Origin of the sequence: Terrabacter sp. 2RAF25 (assembly GCF_052115265.1) — a bacterium.
In the GTDB taxonomy this organism is placed as follows: domain Bacteria; phylum Actinomycetota; class Actinomycetes; order Actinomycetales; family Dermatophilaceae; genus Terrabacter.
Genome location: NZ_JBFRGJ010000008.1, coordinates 154,755 through 170,296 on the forward strand (window position 1 = coordinate 154,755; position 15,542 = coordinate 170,296).

At 71.8% G+C, this 15,542-nt stretch carries 11 protein-coding genes and 1 pseudogene; 3 read left to right on the top strand and 9 right to left on the bottom strand.

Features of this window, described 5'->3' with window-relative positions; translation table 11 throughout:
• Nucleotides 1–243: 243 nt before the first annotated feature.
• The 9 genes and pseudogenes from AB4091_RS18515 to AB4091_RS18555 form a co-directional block, all read right to left on the bottom strand.
• Nucleotides 244–1,698: pseudogene (locus AB4091_RS18515) on the bottom strand (DHA2 family efflux MFS transporter permease subunit); the annotation flags it as partial.
• A gap of 203 nt (nucleotides 1,699–1,901) precedes the next feature.
• Complete coding sequence (locus AB4091_RS18520; RefSeq protein WP_442293719.1) at nucleotides 1,902–2,537, bottom strand: TetR-like C-terminal domain-containing protein; 636 nt, start codon at nucleotides 2,535–2,537, stop codon at nucleotides 1,902–1,904.
• A 109-nt stretch (nucleotides 2,538–2,646) separates the two neighbouring features.
• Nucleotides 2,647–3,318, bottom strand: coding sequence for a hypothetical protein (locus tag AB4091_RS18525; RefSeq protein ID WP_442293721.1), 672 nt, complete (start codon nucleotides 3,316–3,318; stop codon nucleotides 2,647–2,649).
• Nucleotides 3,319–3,320: 2 nt separating this feature from the next.
• Nucleotides 3,321–4,634 (bottom strand): DUF58 domain-containing protein, encoded by a 1,314-nt coding sequence (locus AB4091_RS18530; RefSeq protein WP_442293723.1) that lies wholly within the window; start codon nucleotides 4,632–4,634, stop codon nucleotides 3,321–3,323.
• 6 nt (nucleotides 4,635–4,640) lie between these two features.
• On the bottom strand, nucleotides 4,641–5,630 hold the full coding sequence (locus AB4091_RS18535; protein WP_442293725.1) for an AAA family ATPase: 990 nt from the start codon (nucleotides 5,628–5,630) through the stop codon (nucleotides 4,641–4,643).
• A gap of 2 nt (nucleotides 5,631–5,632) precedes the next feature.
• Nucleotides 5,633–6,172 (bottom strand): hypothetical protein, encoded by a 540-nt coding sequence (locus AB4091_RS18540; protein WP_442293727.1) that lies wholly within the window; start codon nucleotides 6,170–6,172, stop codon nucleotides 5,633–5,635.
• Complete coding sequence (locus tag AB4091_RS18545) at nucleotides 6,169–6,954, bottom strand: DUF4129 domain-containing protein (RefSeq protein WP_442293729.1); 786 nt, start codon at nucleotides 6,952–6,954, stop codon at nucleotides 6,169–6,171. Before AB4091_RS18545 ends, AB4091_RS18540 begins: the two co-directional genes overlap by 4 nt.
• 92 nt (nucleotides 6,955–7,046) lie before the next feature.
• A complete protein-coding gene (gene valS, locus AB4091_RS18550; protein ID WP_442293731.1) occupies nucleotides 7,047–9,722 on the bottom strand; it encodes a valine--tRNA ligase in 2,676 nt (891 codons plus the stop codon).
• Between the two features lie 102 nt (nucleotides 9,723–9,824).
• Nucleotides 9,825–10,040 (bottom strand): hypothetical protein, encoded by a 216-nt coding sequence (locus AB4091_RS18555; protein WP_442293733.1) that lies wholly within the window; start codon nucleotides 10,038–10,040, stop codon nucleotides 9,825–9,827.
• A gap of 251 nt (nucleotides 10,041–10,291) precedes the next feature.
• Between AB4091_RS18555 and AB4091_RS18560 the strand changes: the two genes are divergently transcribed.
• The 3 genes from AB4091_RS18560 (at nucleotide 10,292) to AB4091_RS18570 (ending at nucleotide 15,459) form a co-directional block, all read left to right on the top strand.
• Nucleotides 10,292–11,068, top strand: a complete 777-nt coding sequence (locus AB4091_RS18560; protein WP_442293735.1) for a lysophospholipid acyltransferase family protein — start codon at nucleotides 10,292–10,294, stop codon at nucleotides 11,066–11,068.
• A gap of 96 nt (nucleotides 11,069–11,164) precedes the next feature.
• Nucleotides 11,165–11,938 (top strand): TIGR03936 family radical SAM-associated protein, encoded by a 774-nt coding sequence (locus AB4091_RS18565; RefSeq protein ID WP_442293737.1) that lies wholly within the window; start codon nucleotides 11,165–11,167, stop codon nucleotides 11,936–11,938.
• A gap of 209 nt (nucleotides 11,939–12,147) precedes the next feature.
• Complete coding sequence (locus tag AB4091_RS18570; RefSeq protein WP_442293739.1) at nucleotides 12,148–15,459, top strand: Rne/Rng family ribonuclease; 3,312 nt, start codon at nucleotides 12,148–12,150, stop codon at nucleotides 15,457–15,459.
• Nucleotides 15,460–15,542 lie beyond the last annotated feature (83 nt).

Consider the following 15,542-nt stretch of genomic DNA (forward strand, 5'->3'; position numbering starts at 1 on the left):
CGGGTGGTCGACCTGCCGCGGCACGCCTTCGTCGAGCGTCGCCTCCAGATCGGCGGCTGGGACTACCCCTGGGCCGCCGTCTGGGCCGACCCCGCCAGCTGACCCCACCTCCCAGACCGAAACCTGTCGAGAGGCCACCATCTGCCGCCTCTCCACGTCGAGAGGCCACTGTCCGTGACGGACAGTGGCCTCCTTGTGGCGCACGTTGAGCGCAACGAGGGTGATGACACCGGCGACGGCGATCATGATGGCCGCGACGAGGTAGGCGCGGCTGGCGCCGTAGCTGAACGCTTCGTCGGCGATCATCTTCTGGGCCGCGGCCATCGCCTCCTTCGAGGGAGCCGGGCCACCCTGCGGCAGCTTCGCGGTGAGCTCGGCGACTTTGTCGCCCATGTTGTTGACGAAGATCGTGCTCAGCGTCGCGAGGCCGAGCGTGCCGCCGACCTGCTGCATCGTGTTGAGCACGGCCGAGGCCACCGAGGAGTCCTCGTGGGCGACCCCGTGCACGGCCGTCAGGGTGAGCGGCACGAAGATGAGGCCCAGCCCGAACGCCAGGATGACGATCCACGGCAGGAGGTTGGCGGCATACGTGCTCTGCGGCGTCAGGTGGGTGAAGCCCCACATGCCGAGGGCCGCGAAGCCCGCGCCAGCACCGGAGATCCAGCGCGGGTCGACCTTCGCGATGAGGAAGGAGGCGACCTGGGCGGCCACGACGATGCCGACCGAGAACGGGAGGAACGCGAGGCCCGTCTTGAGCGGCGAGTAGCCGAGGATCGTCTGGATGTAGATGCCGAGGAAGTAGAACATCGCGAACATGCCGGCGCCGACGACGAGCATGACGAAGTACGACGTGCCGCGGGTGCGGTCACCGGGGATGCGCATCGGCAGCAGCGGGTGCGCGACGCGGGTCTCGATGACGACGAAGGCCACGAGCAGGGCGACGCCGATCGCGAGGTAGGTGACAGTGGTGGTGTCGCCCCACGAGGTGCTCGCCGCGTGCGTCAGGCCGTAGACGAGGGCCGACAGGCCGACGATCGAGGTGATCGCGCCCGGCACGTCGAGCGCGCCACGCCCGTCCTCGGACTCGGTGAGGATGCGCTGCGCGAAGAAGGCGACGACGACGCCGATCGGCAGGTTGATGAAGAAGTTCCAGCGCCAGTCGACCTCGGTGAGCGCGCCACCGAGGATGAGGCCGATCGCGGCGCCGGCGCCCGACATGGCGGCGAAGACGCCCATCGCGCGGTTGCGCTCCTTGCCGGCGGGGAAGGTCGTCGTGATCAGGGCGAGCGCGTTCGGCGCAGCGAGGGCGCCACCGAGGCCCTGCAGGGCGCGGGCGCCGAGCATCATCGCCTCGTTCTGGGAGACGCCGGCCACGAGCGAGGCGAGCGTGAAGAGCGCGACGCCCCAGACGAACATCCGGCGGCGGCCGTAGAGGTCACCGAGGCGTCCGCCGAGGAGCAGCACGCCACCGAAGGCGAGCGTGTAGATGGTGATGACCCACTGGAGGTTGGCCTGGCTGAAGCCGAGGTCGGTCTCGATGTGGGGCAGGGCGATGTTCACGATCGTGCCGTCGAGCACGATCATGAGCTGGGCGGCGCAGATGACGAACAGCGCCAGGCCGAGCCGCTTGGGCGGGCTGTCGTGCGAGGTGAAGTCGCCGGTGGGCTCCTGCACCTCCAGGGCCGTGTTCGAAGACATGGGTTTCCTCTCGGGAGCACGCGTCGGGGCGTGCGGAACGGGGTGCGCAGTCAGAGCGCGTGCGTGATCGGCGCGCGGCAGCGTTGGCGGGCGCGATGGCGTGCGTGGGCCGGGTCAGGGCCGGCGTCGGGCGGGTGGTGCGGTGGTGCGGTGGTGCTGTGGTGCAGTGAGGCTGGTGGTGCGTGGCCGTGTGCTTCTCCGCTTCAGCCCTCGGCCGGTGCGGGTGTCAGTGTGGCGGCGCACGCCGGGAGCACGACGGTGTCGACGAACTCGGCGATGCGCTCGGGTCCGGGCCGCCTGCCAGAGAGCAGCGCCTCGTGGATCGACAGGGACGGCAGGACCATCAGCAGGGTGTCGAGGTCGGCGTCGGCGCCGACCTCACCCCGCCGTCGGGCGTTCTCGAAGATGGTGCGGGTGGCCGCGATCTTCGGGGCCAGGAACCGCTCGTGGATGCCGCAGGCCAGCTCGGGCTCGCGGTGGATGACCGGGAGCAGGGCGCTCCAGGTGCCGATGACGACCTCGTCGTCGAGGCCCCCGTCGGCGCACGCCTGCGCGAGCAGGTCGCCGCGAAGCGAGCCGGTGTCGGGGTCCTGCTCGGCGGGACAGTCGATGAACAGACCCACTGCGTCGATGACGAGGTCGCGCTTGTGCGGCCAGCGCCGGTAGAGCGTCGCCTTGGACGCCCGGGCAGCTGCGGCCACGGCATCGAAGGTGAGCCGGTCGTAGCCGAGGTCGCGCAGCACGTCGATGGCCGACTCGAGGATCTCGACCTCGCGGTCGCCGGCGACGCGTGGACGGCTGGCGGGCTGCGTGTCCGTCGTGCTCGGACTCGTGGTCATCCCGCCCCCTCTCTCGTCTGGATGAAACGAAACTGTTTCGTTTCATCCGAAGCGTAGAACGCGAATCCCCAAACTGCAAACGACGCCGGTCAGCCGTCGACCGTCGCCGTCATTCGCGCTCGGTCGGCGGGGTGGTGCGCACCAGCCACACCCCGACCGAAACGCCGAGAAGCCCGACGACGTATGCCGCCGGAGTGAGCGGGATCGAACGGCCGGCCAGCAGCCCGGCGAGGAGCGCCACCGGCAGCGCGGCCAGGAGAGCTGCGGCGGTGTGCCGCGCCCAGCGACCTGCGGTGCGGGCCGTGAACGAGCCGGCCGGCGGCGACGACGCTGAGAGCGCCGCGGCCGCATGGCCGATGACGCACCCGGCCGCGGCAGGAAGCGACCACCACGAGAAGCTGCCGGCCGCGGTCAGGGTGAACCAGCCGAAGAGCAGCAGGCCCCAGTAGAAGAGCGGCGCGGCAGACCCGGTCCAGACCATCGTGACCAGGGGCAGCAGGACCAGCGACCACCACACGGGGTCGAAGCCACCCGCAGCCAGGGACAGGCTCGCCAGGTAGACCAGGACGCCGCCCATCGACGCGGCGGTCGCGCCGAGCTGGCTGAGCGACCACTCGGGCCCGGCGCCGAAGTGCACGGTGCGTCGGACCGGGTGGAGTGCGACGGGCTGGGTGACGGCGGGCGTCGGTCCTGCGGGGCCGGGAACGGTGGGGTCATCGGGTTCGACGCCGTCCTCCGGGTGGACGGGGTCGTCGGCACGACCGTGCTGGTGCGGGAGCACGGTCACCGCCTCGCCAGGCGTGGCGCAGAGGCGCGGCGGGCGATGTCACGCAGCACGTTGTCGAGGGATCCGGGCCCGTGCCACGGCACGACCGGGACCCCGCGCTGCCGGAGGTTGTGCACGTCCGCCTCGCGACCGAGGAGCCGGATCCGCCACGCGAGCGCCTGGTAGGCGCTCTTCGGGTCGTTCACCAGGTGGTCGGGGAAGGTGTCGACGACGACGACGGTCATGCCCCGGGCGGCGAGAGTGTGGGCGAGCGTGACCATGGTCGGCTCGACGAGGGGGGACAGCACGAGGCACAGCGCCATCGGGTCGACCCCGCGGATCGCGTGCTCGCCGGTGTCGCGGCGCTCGGTGGCGGGGGCGATCGCCGCGAGGGTGTCGAGCACACGCCGCAGGTGGTTGGTGCCCGAGCCGACGCCCAGGGTGGGCACCTCGGCCGCCCCGACGGTCCTCAGCGTGAGCCGGTCGTTGCTGCGGAGGAAGTGCTCACTGATGGCGCCGGCGGCGCGGACGGTCACGTCGAGGCTCGTGGGTCGACCGTCGATGCCCTCGCGGGGCCCGAGGTCGCTGAAGCAGTCGGCGAGCAGGAAGACGTGGGCGTCCTCGTCGGTGAAGGTCGAGGTGACGTGCAGGTTCCCGGTGCGCATCGAGACGGGCCAGTGGATGCGGCGCAACCGGTCGCCCGGGTGGAACTGGCGGATCGTGTTGAACTCGGAGCCCGACCCGGGGCGGTTCGAGCGGTTGAGCCCGACAATGCCCCGGGGGTGCGGTGTCGGCGCGCTCGCATCGAACGAGGCCGGCACCGGAAGCGTGGCCGAGTCGAGGTCGGGCAGGTCGACGGGTCCGACCCGGAAGGCGCCCCAGGAGCTGACGAGGGCGATGCTGACGGTCCCGATGCGGCGGCGGCCCCATCGGGTCGACCGCAGCCCGATGGTCGCCGACCCGTCGTCGAGCTCGGCGATGCCACTGGACGGCTTGCGCTCCAGCCAGGGCACGCGCGCCACGGTGACGACGCCGTGCACGTCAGGCAGTGCCGGCGTCGTGTGCACGTAGAGGCCGGTCACCGAGCCCTCGCGCAGGGTGGTGTCGCCGAGCCGGGCCGTGCCTGTCACCTCGGTGCGTGGCCGGGCGAGGTGACCCCACACGGCGGCCACGATCAGGGGCGTCACGATCACCAGCAGGTCGGGCCGACGGCCCACCACGGCGGTGACCGCACCCGCAGCACCGAGGAAGATCGCCCGCTGGTGTGCAGCGGTCGACTCCCACGCGCCGAGACGGCGCGAGGCGGTGCGGTGCGGGCGCCAGGTGGGCACGGGTCCTCAGCCGGCTGCGGGACGGGGGACGACGGCCTCACGGGCCGACGGCGTCGTGACGGTGCGCAGCAGGCTCTCGACGACGCCCGTGCCGGAGGCGTTGCTCATCCAGAGCTCGGGTTTGACGGTGATGCGGTGGGCCAGCACGGGCACGGCCACGGCCTTGACGTCCTCGGGGGTCACGTAGTCGCGTCCGTCGACCACGGCATACGCCCGGGAGCACAGCAGCAGACCGAGGGCACCCCGGGGCGACGCGCCCATCAGGACGTCTCCGTGGCTGCGCGTGGCTGCCGTGAGGGCGACGCAGTAGCGGCCGATCGACTCGTCGACGACGGTGGCCTCGATCGCGGCCTGCATCTGCAGCAGCGTCTGCGCGTCGACGACGGCCTGCAGCTGCTGCTCCTCCTGCTGGCGCGCCATGCGGTTGGCGAGGATCTGCCACTCCTCGTCGAGCGAGGGGTAGCCGAACGAGATGCGCATCAGGAAACGGTCGAGCTGGGCCTCGGGCAGGGGGTAGGTGCCTTCGTACTCGACCGGGTTGGCGGTGGCGAGCACGTGGAAGGGCCGGGGGAGCTGGAAGGTGCGCCCCTCGACGGTGACCTGCTTCTCCTGCATCGCCTCGAGCAGGGCCGCCTGCGTCTTGGGCGGGGTGCGGTTGATCTCGTCGGCGAGCAGCAGCCCGGCGAAGAGCGGACCTGGTCGGAACTCGAAGTCGCCCGCGCGCTGGTCGTAGATGAACGACCCCGTGATGTCGCCCGGCAGCAGGTCGGGTGTGAACTGGGCCCGCTTGAACTCGAGCCCGAGCGTCTGGGCGAAGCTGCGGGCGGCGAGCGTCTTCCCCAGGCCCGGGAAGTCCTCCATGAGCACGTGGCCGCCGGCGAGGACGCCGGAGAGCACGAGCCGCAGCGCCTCGTCCTTGCCGACGACGGCCCGGCCGACCTCGTCGAGGACCGCGCGGCTGAGCTCGCTGACGCGGGGGAGGGGCATCTCGGTCATGGTCACCATTGCTCGATTCGTCGGAGGATGGGGTCGAGTCGCTGCGGACGGTAGAGGTCGGGCGGCGGCAGCCCGACGAGGAGGTCCCAGAGGTCGGGCGGGGTGACCCCCTGAGCCCACTTCGGCTCCTCCTCGGCGAGGATGCCGTGCTTGGCGAAGAGCCGCTCGCGGATCAGCACCTGCAGCTGCAGGTGCAGGTCGTGGACCAACGACTCGCGGCCCTCGTTCCTCGTGTCGGCGGCCTCGAGCCGGCCGGCGAGGTTGGCCACCCGGAAGTCGTTGCCGCGGCCCTGGTTGCCGAGCTCGCTGTCGACGAGGGGCCAGACCGTGAGGTGCTGGGGCCCGGTGTGGTCGAGGACGTGCCAGACGATGAGCGCGATGGCGAGCAGGACCGCGAGCATGCCCGGCACATCGGGCTGGAGGCCGAGCGCGGCCGTCATCAGCGCGAGGCCCGCCCAGGCGACCGCCAGACCGACGAGTCGACGCCTCCACGGCCGCACGGCGATCCGCACCGCCTCGAAGCGCGACGGCTGGGCGCTCATGGCGACCTCGGATCCGGTCGACGGACGACGCCTGCGTCCGGGCCAGCGCTCTGGGCGCCCCGGGCGTGCGCGTGCGCAGCCATGTCGGCGCCGGCCTGCTCGTCGGCCACGCGCTCCAGGTCGGCGATGAGGACGCGAAGGTCGCCGATCGCCCGCGTGCGGTGCTCCTCACCCAGCGCGTGCACCGAGAAGCGTGCCTCGCGGTAGAGCGCCGCCAGGTCGGCGAGACACTCGCGGTCGACGGCCCACACGGTGATGACCCGCTCGGTGTACTCCGTCGAGGTCTCGGCGGGCAGCCGCGGCAGCCCCGTCGCCGCCGCCGACCCCTCGAGGTCGAGCCAGGCCGCGACGATGGCGTTGCGGGGCTCGCCCGACTCGAGGTCGCGCAGCCGCTCGCGGGCCGCTTCGAGCAGTTCGGCCGGCACGAGCGGCACGGTGAAGGTGGGCTCCTCGTGGACGGTCAGGTGCGGCTTGCGGACGACGGCCACAAGCAGACGCACGAGCGCGAGCAACAGCACCAGGGCGGCGCCGACGATCAGGATCTGCACGAGCGCGACGAGGATCGGCGACGGCTCGAAGGGCGCACCGGTCGGGGTGACCGTCAGCGACGGGACGGTCTGCGTCGCGCGCGACGTCGAGGCGGGTGGCCCCGGTGGGATCGTGGGCAGCGCGGCCGAGGGCCGCACGAGCAGTGGCACCGGTCGACCGGTGGACGCGACGACGAGGGCGGCCATGACGACGACGCCACCGGCGATGGTCAGCTGCACCCCCCGTCTCGACATGCGCGAAACCATATTGCAGAGGGGGAGCACAGACCCCGTTTGGGCACGGATCGTTGCCGTCCCGAGAGGTCGGGACGGCAACGACCGTCGGCTCAGGCCCTGGCGGGCGGCTTCTCGACGGGGACGAGCTCGGCGTCACGCACCTCGACGGACTCACCCTCGGCGTACGCGAGCTCACTGATGCGTCCGCTCGCCCGCAGGTCGGCCTCGGCCGCCCGGATGCGCTCCACCGAGGCAGCGGGGGCGACGAGCGTCATCGAGCGCACCTCCGCGCGCATGCCGACCTTCGCCTCGGACTTGACCTTGCGGACACCGGCCAGCGCCGCCCCGACCGCGGGCAGCACGGCGGGGTCGCCACCGGAGGGCAGCTCGTCACGGGTCGGCCAGGTCTGGCGGTGCACCGAGCCGTCGCCGAACCACGACCAGACCTCCTCGGTGGCGTACGGGATGAACGGCGCGAGCAGGCGCAGCAGCGTCTCGAGCGCGAGACGCAGCGCGGCCCGGGCGCTCGCGGCGGCCTCGTCGCCCTGGCCACCGTAGGCACGGTCCTTGACGAGCTCGAGGTAGTCGTCGCAGAACGTCCAGAAGAAGGTCTCAGTGACCTCGAGCGAGCGGGTGTAGTCCCAGCCCTCGAAGCCCTGCGTGGCCTTGTCGACGACCTCGCCGAGGGCCGAGAGCATCGACAGGTCAAGGGGATTCGTGACAGCGGCACGCAGGTCGCCTGACACGTCACCGAAGCCCAGGGCGAACTTGCTCGCGTTGAGCACCTTGATCGCGAGGCGCCGGCCGACCTTCATCTGGCCGGTGTCGTAGGCGGCGTCGGTGCCGAGGCGTCCCGAGGCAGCCCAGTAGCGCACGGCGTCGGCGCCGTTGGCCTTGACGACGTCCTCCGGCGTCTCGGCGTTGCCCTTGGACTTGCTCATCTTCTTGCGGTCGGGGTCAAGGATCCAGCCGCTGATCGCGGCGTGGCGCCACGGTGCGACGCCGTGCTCGAAGAAGGACCGGGTCACCGTCGCGAAGAGCCAGGTGCGGATGATGTCGTGGCCCTGAGGGCGCATGTCGTACGGGAAGAGCGACCCGAACAGGGCCTCGTCCGAGCCAAGGCGTTCGCCGTCGGGCGCCCCCTCGCGCACCGGCCACCCGGCCGCGATCTGCGGCGTCAGCGACGACGTGGCCCACGTGTCCATGATGTCGGGGTCGGCCACGAACCCACCCGGCACTCCGCGCTGGGCCTCGTCGTAGCCGAGTGGCGCGTCGACCTGCGGGTCGACCGGCAAGGCCGCCTCGGGCGCGACGATGGGGTGGTCGTAGTCGGTCTCGCCCTCGGCGGTCACGGGGTACCAGACGGGGAAGGGCACGCCGAAGAAGCGCTGGCGTGAGATCAGCCAGTCGCCGTTGAGGCCCTCGACCCAGTTCTTGTAGCGCGACCGCATGAACGCCGGGTGGAAGTCGACGGCGTCACCCATCCCGACGAGCTTGCTGCGCAGCGACTCCTCGCGGCCGCCGTTGCGGATGTACCACTGACGCGACGTGACGATCTCGAGGGGCTTGTCGCCCTTCTCGTAGAAGTTCGCCTTGCGCTGGGTCTTCTGCGGCTCGCCGTCGAGGTCGCCCGACTCGCGCAGCGCCGCGACGACCGCCTCGCGGGCGCTGAAGGTCGTCTTCGTGGCGAGCGACTCGGCGTAGAGAGCCTCGCCGGGCCCGCCGGCGATCCACTCGGGCGTCTCGCCCTGCAGGCGTCCGTTGCGGGTGATGATCGAGCGGATCGGCAGCTGGAGCTCGCGCCACCACATCACGTCGGTGAGGTCGCCGAACGTGCAGCACATGGCGATGCCGGCGCCCTTGTCCATCTCGGCGGCCCGGTGGGCCACCACGGGCACCTCGACGCCGAAGAGCGGCGACGTGACGGTCGTGCCGAAGAGGGCCTGGTAGCGCTCGTCGTCGGGGTGGGCGATGAGCGCCACGACCGAGGGGATCAGCTCGGGACGGGTCGTCTCGATGTGGATGGCCTCGCCTGCGCCTGCGCCGACCTGGTGGAAGGCGACCCGGTGGTAGGCGCCGGGGTAGTCGCGGGCCTCGAGCTCGGCCTGCGCCACCGCCGTCTGGAACGTGACGTCCCACAGGCCCGGGGCCTCGCTCTGGTAGGCCTCCCCGCGCTCGAGGTTGCGCAGGAACGCCTGCTGCGCCACGGCGCGGGAGCGCTCGTCGATGGTGCGGTAGGTGATGTCCCAGTCGAGCGAGAAGCCGAGCCGGCGGAACAGTGACTCGAAGGTCACCTCGTCCTTGACCGTGAGGATGTCGCACAGCTCGATGAAGTTCTTGCGGCTGATGGCCTGCTGGTCGGCGGGCTTGATCGCCTTGCCCTTGGCGTCGACGCCCTCGCTGAACGGCGGCTCGTAGCCGTCGACGTACGCCAGCGTGGCGTCGCCGCGCACGCCGTAGTAGTTCTGCACGCGGCGCTCGGTCGGCAGACCGTTGTCGTCCCAGCCGATGGGGTAGAAGACCTCGAAGCCCTTCATGCGCTTGTAGCGCGCCATGCAGTCGGTGTGCGTGTAGGAGAACACGTGTCCGACGTGGAGCGACCCGCTCGCGGTCGGCGGGGGCGTGTCGATGGCGAAGACCTGCTCACGCGGCGCCGCTAGGGCCTTCTCGCGGTCGAACGAGTAGGTGCCCTGCTGCGCCCATACCTGCATCCACTTCTCCTCGAGGCCGTCGAGCGTGGGCCGCTCGGGGATCCGCGAGTCAGTGGTGTCAGGTGCGTCAGTCATGCGTCCAATCCTTCCATGGGCGAGCGGATGCCCTCGACCGGCTTTCAGGGCGTATGCCGTCCCGCCGGGTCCGCGCCGCAGGCGGGGCTTCGCTGGGGCGGCTCAGAAGTCGCAGCCCGGCAGGTCGCAGGCGTCGAACCCGTCGGCGCACCCTGGCAGGCCGTCGAAGGAGAAGAGCGAGTCGGTCGCGTCGGTGAAGCCGTCGACACCGTCGAAGACGCCGTCGACGTCGAGGAGGTCGCCCAGCCCGCCGGCAGCGTCGGCCAGGTCGGTCACGAGCACCCCGGCAGCCAGGAGTGTCAGGGGGACGAGCACCACCATGCCGATCGTCCGGGTGCGCCCGCCACCACTTGACGAGCACGATCAGGCCCGCGAGCGCGAGCGGGACGAGTCCCAGCAGCGAGGCGCCCACTGACCGTGTCGCGGTCGACGAGGGCCGGCGCGGCGGCATACGCCATGGCCTTCCCGGTGATGCTGCTCACGTCGTCCTGTGTCGTCAGCCCGCCCCACGACGCGCGGGGGGCCCATCAGCGTGCCGAAGCGCAGCCGCGCAGGGCAGAGTGTCCCTCATGGAGCCCGTCTACTCGTCCGTCATCGGCGTCGCCCGCGGGGTCTTCGCCATGCAGGGGCTGAAGTTCACCATCCTCGGCGACGACAACGTGCCGCGCACCGGTGGCGCCGTCATGGTCGTCAACCACACGGGCTACTTCGACTTCGCCTATGCCGGACTGGCCGCGCAGAGGTCCGGCCGGCTCGTGCGGTTCATGGCCAAGGACGGCGTCTTCTCGCACGCCGTCAGCGGGCCGCTCATGCGGGGCATGAAGCACATCCCTGTCGACCGCACGGCAGGAGCGGCCTCGTATGCCGCCGCGGTCGACGCGCTCAAGGCCGGCGAGATCGTGGGCGTCTTCCCCGAGGCCACCATCTCGCGGTCGTTCGAGCTCAAGGAGTTCAAGACCGGCGCCGCCCGGATGGCCGCCGAGGCCGGGGTGCCGATCCTGCCGGTCGTCATATGGGGGTCGCAGCGGGTCTGGACCAAGGGCCACCCGAAGCGCCTCGGACGCACCAACGTGCCGATCATCATGTCCGTCGCCGAGCCCATTCCGGTCGCTGCCGATGCCGACCCCGACGAGGTGACCGCCCGCTACAAGGCCGTGATGGCCCACATGCTCGACGTCGCGCGGGCCGCCTACGAGCCGCTCACCGGTCCGGACCTCAAGTACCTCCCGGCGAGCCTGGGCGGCACGGCCCCGACCCTGGCCGAGGCGACCCGGCTCGACGAGGCCGAGGCGGCCGAGCGGCAGCGCCGCGCCGACGAGCGACGGGGCTTCTCGTCGGACTCCTGACGCCCGCCGGGTCGACGCGTCGGGCTGGTCCTGGACCTCGAAGGTCGGGCCGCAGGCTGGATGGAGCACGGCACGCGCGCCGGTAGCCTTCCGGGCATGGCTCGTCAGGCACGTCAGCGCGTCCCCGAGGGTCCGGCCCCGGACCCCGCGGTCCAGAAGCTCCGGATCCGCTACACCAAGCGGGGGCGCCTCCGGTTCACCTCCAGCCGCGACTTCCAGCGCGCCCTCGAGCGGGCGCTGCGGCGGGCCGACGTGCCGATGGCCTTCTCCGCCGGGTTTCACCCCCATCCCAAGATCAGCTACGCGAATGCGGCGGCCACGGGCACGGCGAGCGAGGCCGAGTACTTCGAGATCTCGGTGACCCAGCGCGTCGACGTCGACTCGGTCCGTGAGGCGCTCGACGAGGCGCTCCCCGAGGGCATCGACATCCTCCAGGTCGTCGAGGCGGCGCCCGGGGCGCTCGCCGACCGGCTCGAGGCGAGCGACTGGGTGCTCGAGTTCGCCGGATTGGCGATCGAGGTCCTCGAGGCCGCGGTGAGCACGCTCCTGGCCCGCGACACGGCCGAGGTGACACGCCTGACGAAGTCGGGTCCGCGCACCTTCGACGTGCGGGGTTCCATCGTGTCGGCACGCGTGCTGACCTCGGCGGATGCGCTCGCCGACGTCGTGGCGACTCACGTTGTCGGCGCCGACTGTGCGATACTGCGCATGGTCGTACGGCACACCACACCTGCTGTACGCCCCGACGACATTCTGACCGCGCTGCGTGAGACCGCCGACCTGCAGCCTCCGCGTCCGCCACTGGTGACGCGTCTGGCGCAGGGACCGCTCGACACCGCAAACGTGAGGGTGACCGACCCGTTGGCATGACCCACCAGGTCATGACGGCGAAGTGGTTGCCGACAAGAACGCCGACGGCATCTGATCACGGGGCCGCGCCCAGCGCGAACCGTTTTCGGGTGTAGCGAGACGACTTCCGTCCCGCCGCACACGCGGCGCGACGACTGCAACCGCACTCGTGCGGTGTTGACGGCCCCGGCCGAGTGTGGGTCACACCGCACCTGACGGGAGACTGCCTGATGGCACCCAACGACAACACCACTGGCGACAACGGCGACACCACCCGCGACACCACCGGCGAGGCCAACGCCGCCGGCTCCGGCGACGCGACGCTGTTCGCCGCGACGGCCCCGGCTGCCGAGAAGGCGCCCCGACGCAGGGCCACGCGCCGCACCACGAAGAAGGCCACGGCGCAGCCCGACCGTGCCGCCGACCCGATCACCGAGGCCGTCGCGGAGCCTGCCACCGAGCAGCCCACTGTGCCGGCCAGTGTGCCGACTGACGGCGCTGACGCCGACGCGCCGGCTGCCACCCGTCCGGCCCGCAAGCGCGCGACGCGCAAGAAGGCTGCCGACGGTGACGAGGCGGCTCCGGCCACGAAGGCCACGAAGGCCACCACGCGGCGCAGCTCGCGCGCCAAGGCCACCAAGGTCGACCGGGCCGCTGCGGCGTTGGAGGAGCTCGTGGCCGAGGTCGAGACCGCCGACACCTCGCGCATCAGCTCCGGCGCCGGGTCCCCAGGGGCGCCGGTCGAGGCGCCGCTCGACCCGAGCGCCCTCGACGACCTCATCGACCTCGAGGCGCTCGAGGAGCCCGCCGACGAGTCGCTCGGCGCGACCGGCACCGAGAGCTCGGACCCCGACGCTTCGGACGAGCGGCCGGTCGCCCTCCCCAGCTTCAGCGTGCTCTTCCAGGCACCCGACGCCACGAAGGCGACGCCGACCCGTCGCCGTCGCGCCGCCAGTGCCCCCGAGCAGGCGGTGGTGCCCGCCGAGGACGTGCAGGAGCCTGAGGCCGCCGACGACGACCAGGCCGTCTCGGACGAGCCGACCGACGACGAGGGCACGCCCCGCCGCTCGCGCCGCCGCCGCGGCGGCAAGGGCCGCCGCGGCCGCGCCTCCGACGAGGACGAGTCGCAGGACCAGTCCTCTGACGAGGGTGACGAGGAGGGTGGCTCGGGTCGCCCTGCCGTCGACGCCGGCGATCGCGACGACTCCGAGTCCGACTCGTCCGACGACGCCTCTGGCGAGGCCGAGGGCGACGCCGACGACGAGGGCGGCTCGAGCCGACGACGCCGTCGCCGCCGCCGCGCCGGTTCCTCGACCGACTCGGGTGACGACACCCCGAACGTCTCGACCCGCGTCCGCCAGCCCCGCACCCAGAGCGACGAGCCCGTGGCCGTCAAGGGTTCGACCCGTCTCGAGGCCAAGAAGCAGCGCCGCCGTGAGGGCCGTGAGGCCGGGCGCCGTCGCACGGTCATCACCGAGGCCGAGTTCCTCGCCCGCCGTGAGGCCGTCGACCGCGTCATGGTCGTGCGCAACAAGGACGGCCGCACGCAGATGGGTGTGCTCGAGGACGGCGTCCTCGTGGAGCACTACATCGACCAGGCCACCAACGTGTCGATGGCCGGCAACATCTACCTCGGCCGCGTGCAGAACGTGCTGCCCTCGATGGAGGCCGCCTTCGTCGACATCGGCAAGGGCCGCAACGCCGTGCTCTACGCCGGCGAGGTCAACTGGGACGCCGCCGGCCTCGAGGCCAACCAGCCCAAGCGCATCGAGAACGCGCTGGGTTCGGGGCAGACCGTGCTGGTCCAGGTGACGAAGGACCCGATCGGCCACAAGGGCGCCCGCCTGACGTCGCAGATCTCGCTGCCCGGCCGTTACCTCGTCTACGTGCCCAACAGCTCGATGACCGGCATCAGCCGCAAGCTGCCCGACACCGAGCGGGCTCGCCTGAAGAAGATCCTCCGCGAGGTCGTCCCGGACTCGGCCGGCGTCATCGTGCGCACGGCTGCCGAGGGGGCGAGCGAGGAGGAGCTGCGTGCCGACGTCGAGCGCCTCACGCGTACGTGGGAGGACATCCAGGCCAAGGCGGAAGGGGCGTCCTCACCCCGGGCCGGCAAGAGCAAGGGCAAGAAGAAGAACGGCGGCACGGGCTCCGCGACCGGCGGTCAGGCCCCGATGTTGCTGCACGGCGAGCCCGACCTGACGGTCCGGGTCATCCGCGACGTCTTCAACGAGGACTTCAAGCAGCTCGTCGTCGCCGGCGACCAGGCGTGGAACGAGATCCACCCCTACATCAGCGCTGTCGCGCCCGACCTCGCCGACCGGGTCACGAAGTGGACCTCGGAGCAGGACCTCTTCACCCACCACCGCGTCGACGAGCAGCTCTCCAAGGCGATGGACCGCAAGGTCTGGCTGCCCAGCGGTGGCTCACTCGTCATCGACCGCACCGAGGCGATGACGGTCGTCGACGTCAACACCGGCAAGTTCGTCGGCTCCGGCGGCAACCTCGAGGAGACCGTCACCAAGAACAACATCGAGGCGGCCGAGGAGATCGTGCGTCAGCTGCGGCTGCGCGACATCGGCGGCATCATCGTCATCGACTTCATCGACATGGTGCTCGAGAGCAACCGTGAGCTCGTCGTCCGGCGCCTGCTCGAGTGCCTCGGGCGCGACCGCACCAAGCACCAGGTCGCCGAGGTCACCTCGCTCGGGCTGGTCCAGATGACGCGCAAGCGGGTCGGCTCGGGCCTGATCGAGGTCTTCTCCGAGACGTGCGACCACTGCAACGGGCGCGGCTTCATCATCCACACCGACCCCGTCGACCGTGGGGCGCACCAGCACGAGCCCGCACAGGCTGACGGAGGCAGCAGCCGGCGGCGCGGACGCGGCCAGGGCAGCAACCAGGGCGGTAGCTCGTCCGGTGGCAGCCAGGGTGGCAGTCAGGGTGGCAGCCAGGGCGCCTCGCAGGGCGCCTCGCACGGCAGCGCCCAGGGCAACGGCCAGGAGGCTGCTGCCGCCGAGAGCAAGCCCAGCGGACCCACCGCCGCACAGATCGCGGCGGCGGCCCACGCCGCGGCGCTCAAGAGCGCTTCCGGCCAGCCCGCGGGCGAGGCGGCCGCGGAGGCCATCGCCGAGGTGAGCGCCGACGTGAACGCCGAAGCGAGCGCCCACGACTCGGTCGATGCCCACGCCGACGGCCACGCGCACGCGTTCCCCGATGACTCCGGGCCGTGGTCCGGCGACGACGCCCACGACCCGGGCTCGTCCGACGAACAGGCAACCGAGGGCGGCTCGCACGTCGAGCTCGAGTCGGACGTCACCGACGAGACCGTCACCGAAGAGACCGTCACGCACGAGGCCGGCACTGTTCCGACGTCCGAGCCGGCGGTGACCGCCACGGTCGAGTCCGACGGCTCCGCCCCGGTCGAGGCTGTTGTCGAGGTGGCGCCGGCCCCGCGCGGTCGTCGTCGTCGGGGCCGCGTCGTGGCCCCCGCCGGACCGCCCCGTGCGAGCGGTGGGTCCGAGTCCGCGGGCGAGGGCTGACCTCGGTTTGGAGCTGGGCCGTCCCAGCCGGTAATCTTGTTCCTTGGTGCGCCCACCGGGCCCGTGTTGACGGGCCGGTGCCG

Coding starts and splice junctions, on each gene's coding strand:
- AB4091_RS18560 (WP_442293735.1), top strand. CDS start 10,292: ATGGAGCCCGTCTACTCGTCCGTCATCGGCGTCGCCCGCGGGGTCTTC.
- AB4091_RS18540 (WP_442293727.1), bottom strand. CDS start 6,172: ATGAGCGCCCAGCCGTCGCGCTTCGAGGCGGTGCGGATCGCCGTGCGG.
- valS (WP_442293731.1), bottom strand. CDS start 9,722: ATGACTGACGCACCTGACACCACTGACTCGCGGATCCCCGAGCGGCCC.
- AB4091_RS18520 (WP_442293719.1), bottom strand. CDS start 2,537: ATGACCACGAGTCCGAGCACGACGGACACGCAGCCCGCCAGCCGTCCA.
- AB4091_RS18535 (WP_442293725.1), bottom strand. CDS start 5,630: ATGACCGAGATGCCCCTCCCCCGCGTCAGCGAGCTCAGCCGCGCGGTC.
- AB4091_RS18565 (WP_442293737.1), top strand. CDS start 11,165: ATGGCTCGTCAGGCACGTCAGCGCGTCCCCGAGGGTCCGGCCCCGGAC.
- AB4091_RS18570 (WP_442293739.1), top strand. CDS start 12,148: ATGGCACCCAACGACAACACCACTGGCGACAACGGCGACACCACCCGC.
- AB4091_RS18545 (WP_442293729.1), bottom strand. CDS start 6,954: ATGTCGAGACGGGGGGTGCAGCTGACCATCGCCGGTGGCGTCGTCGTC.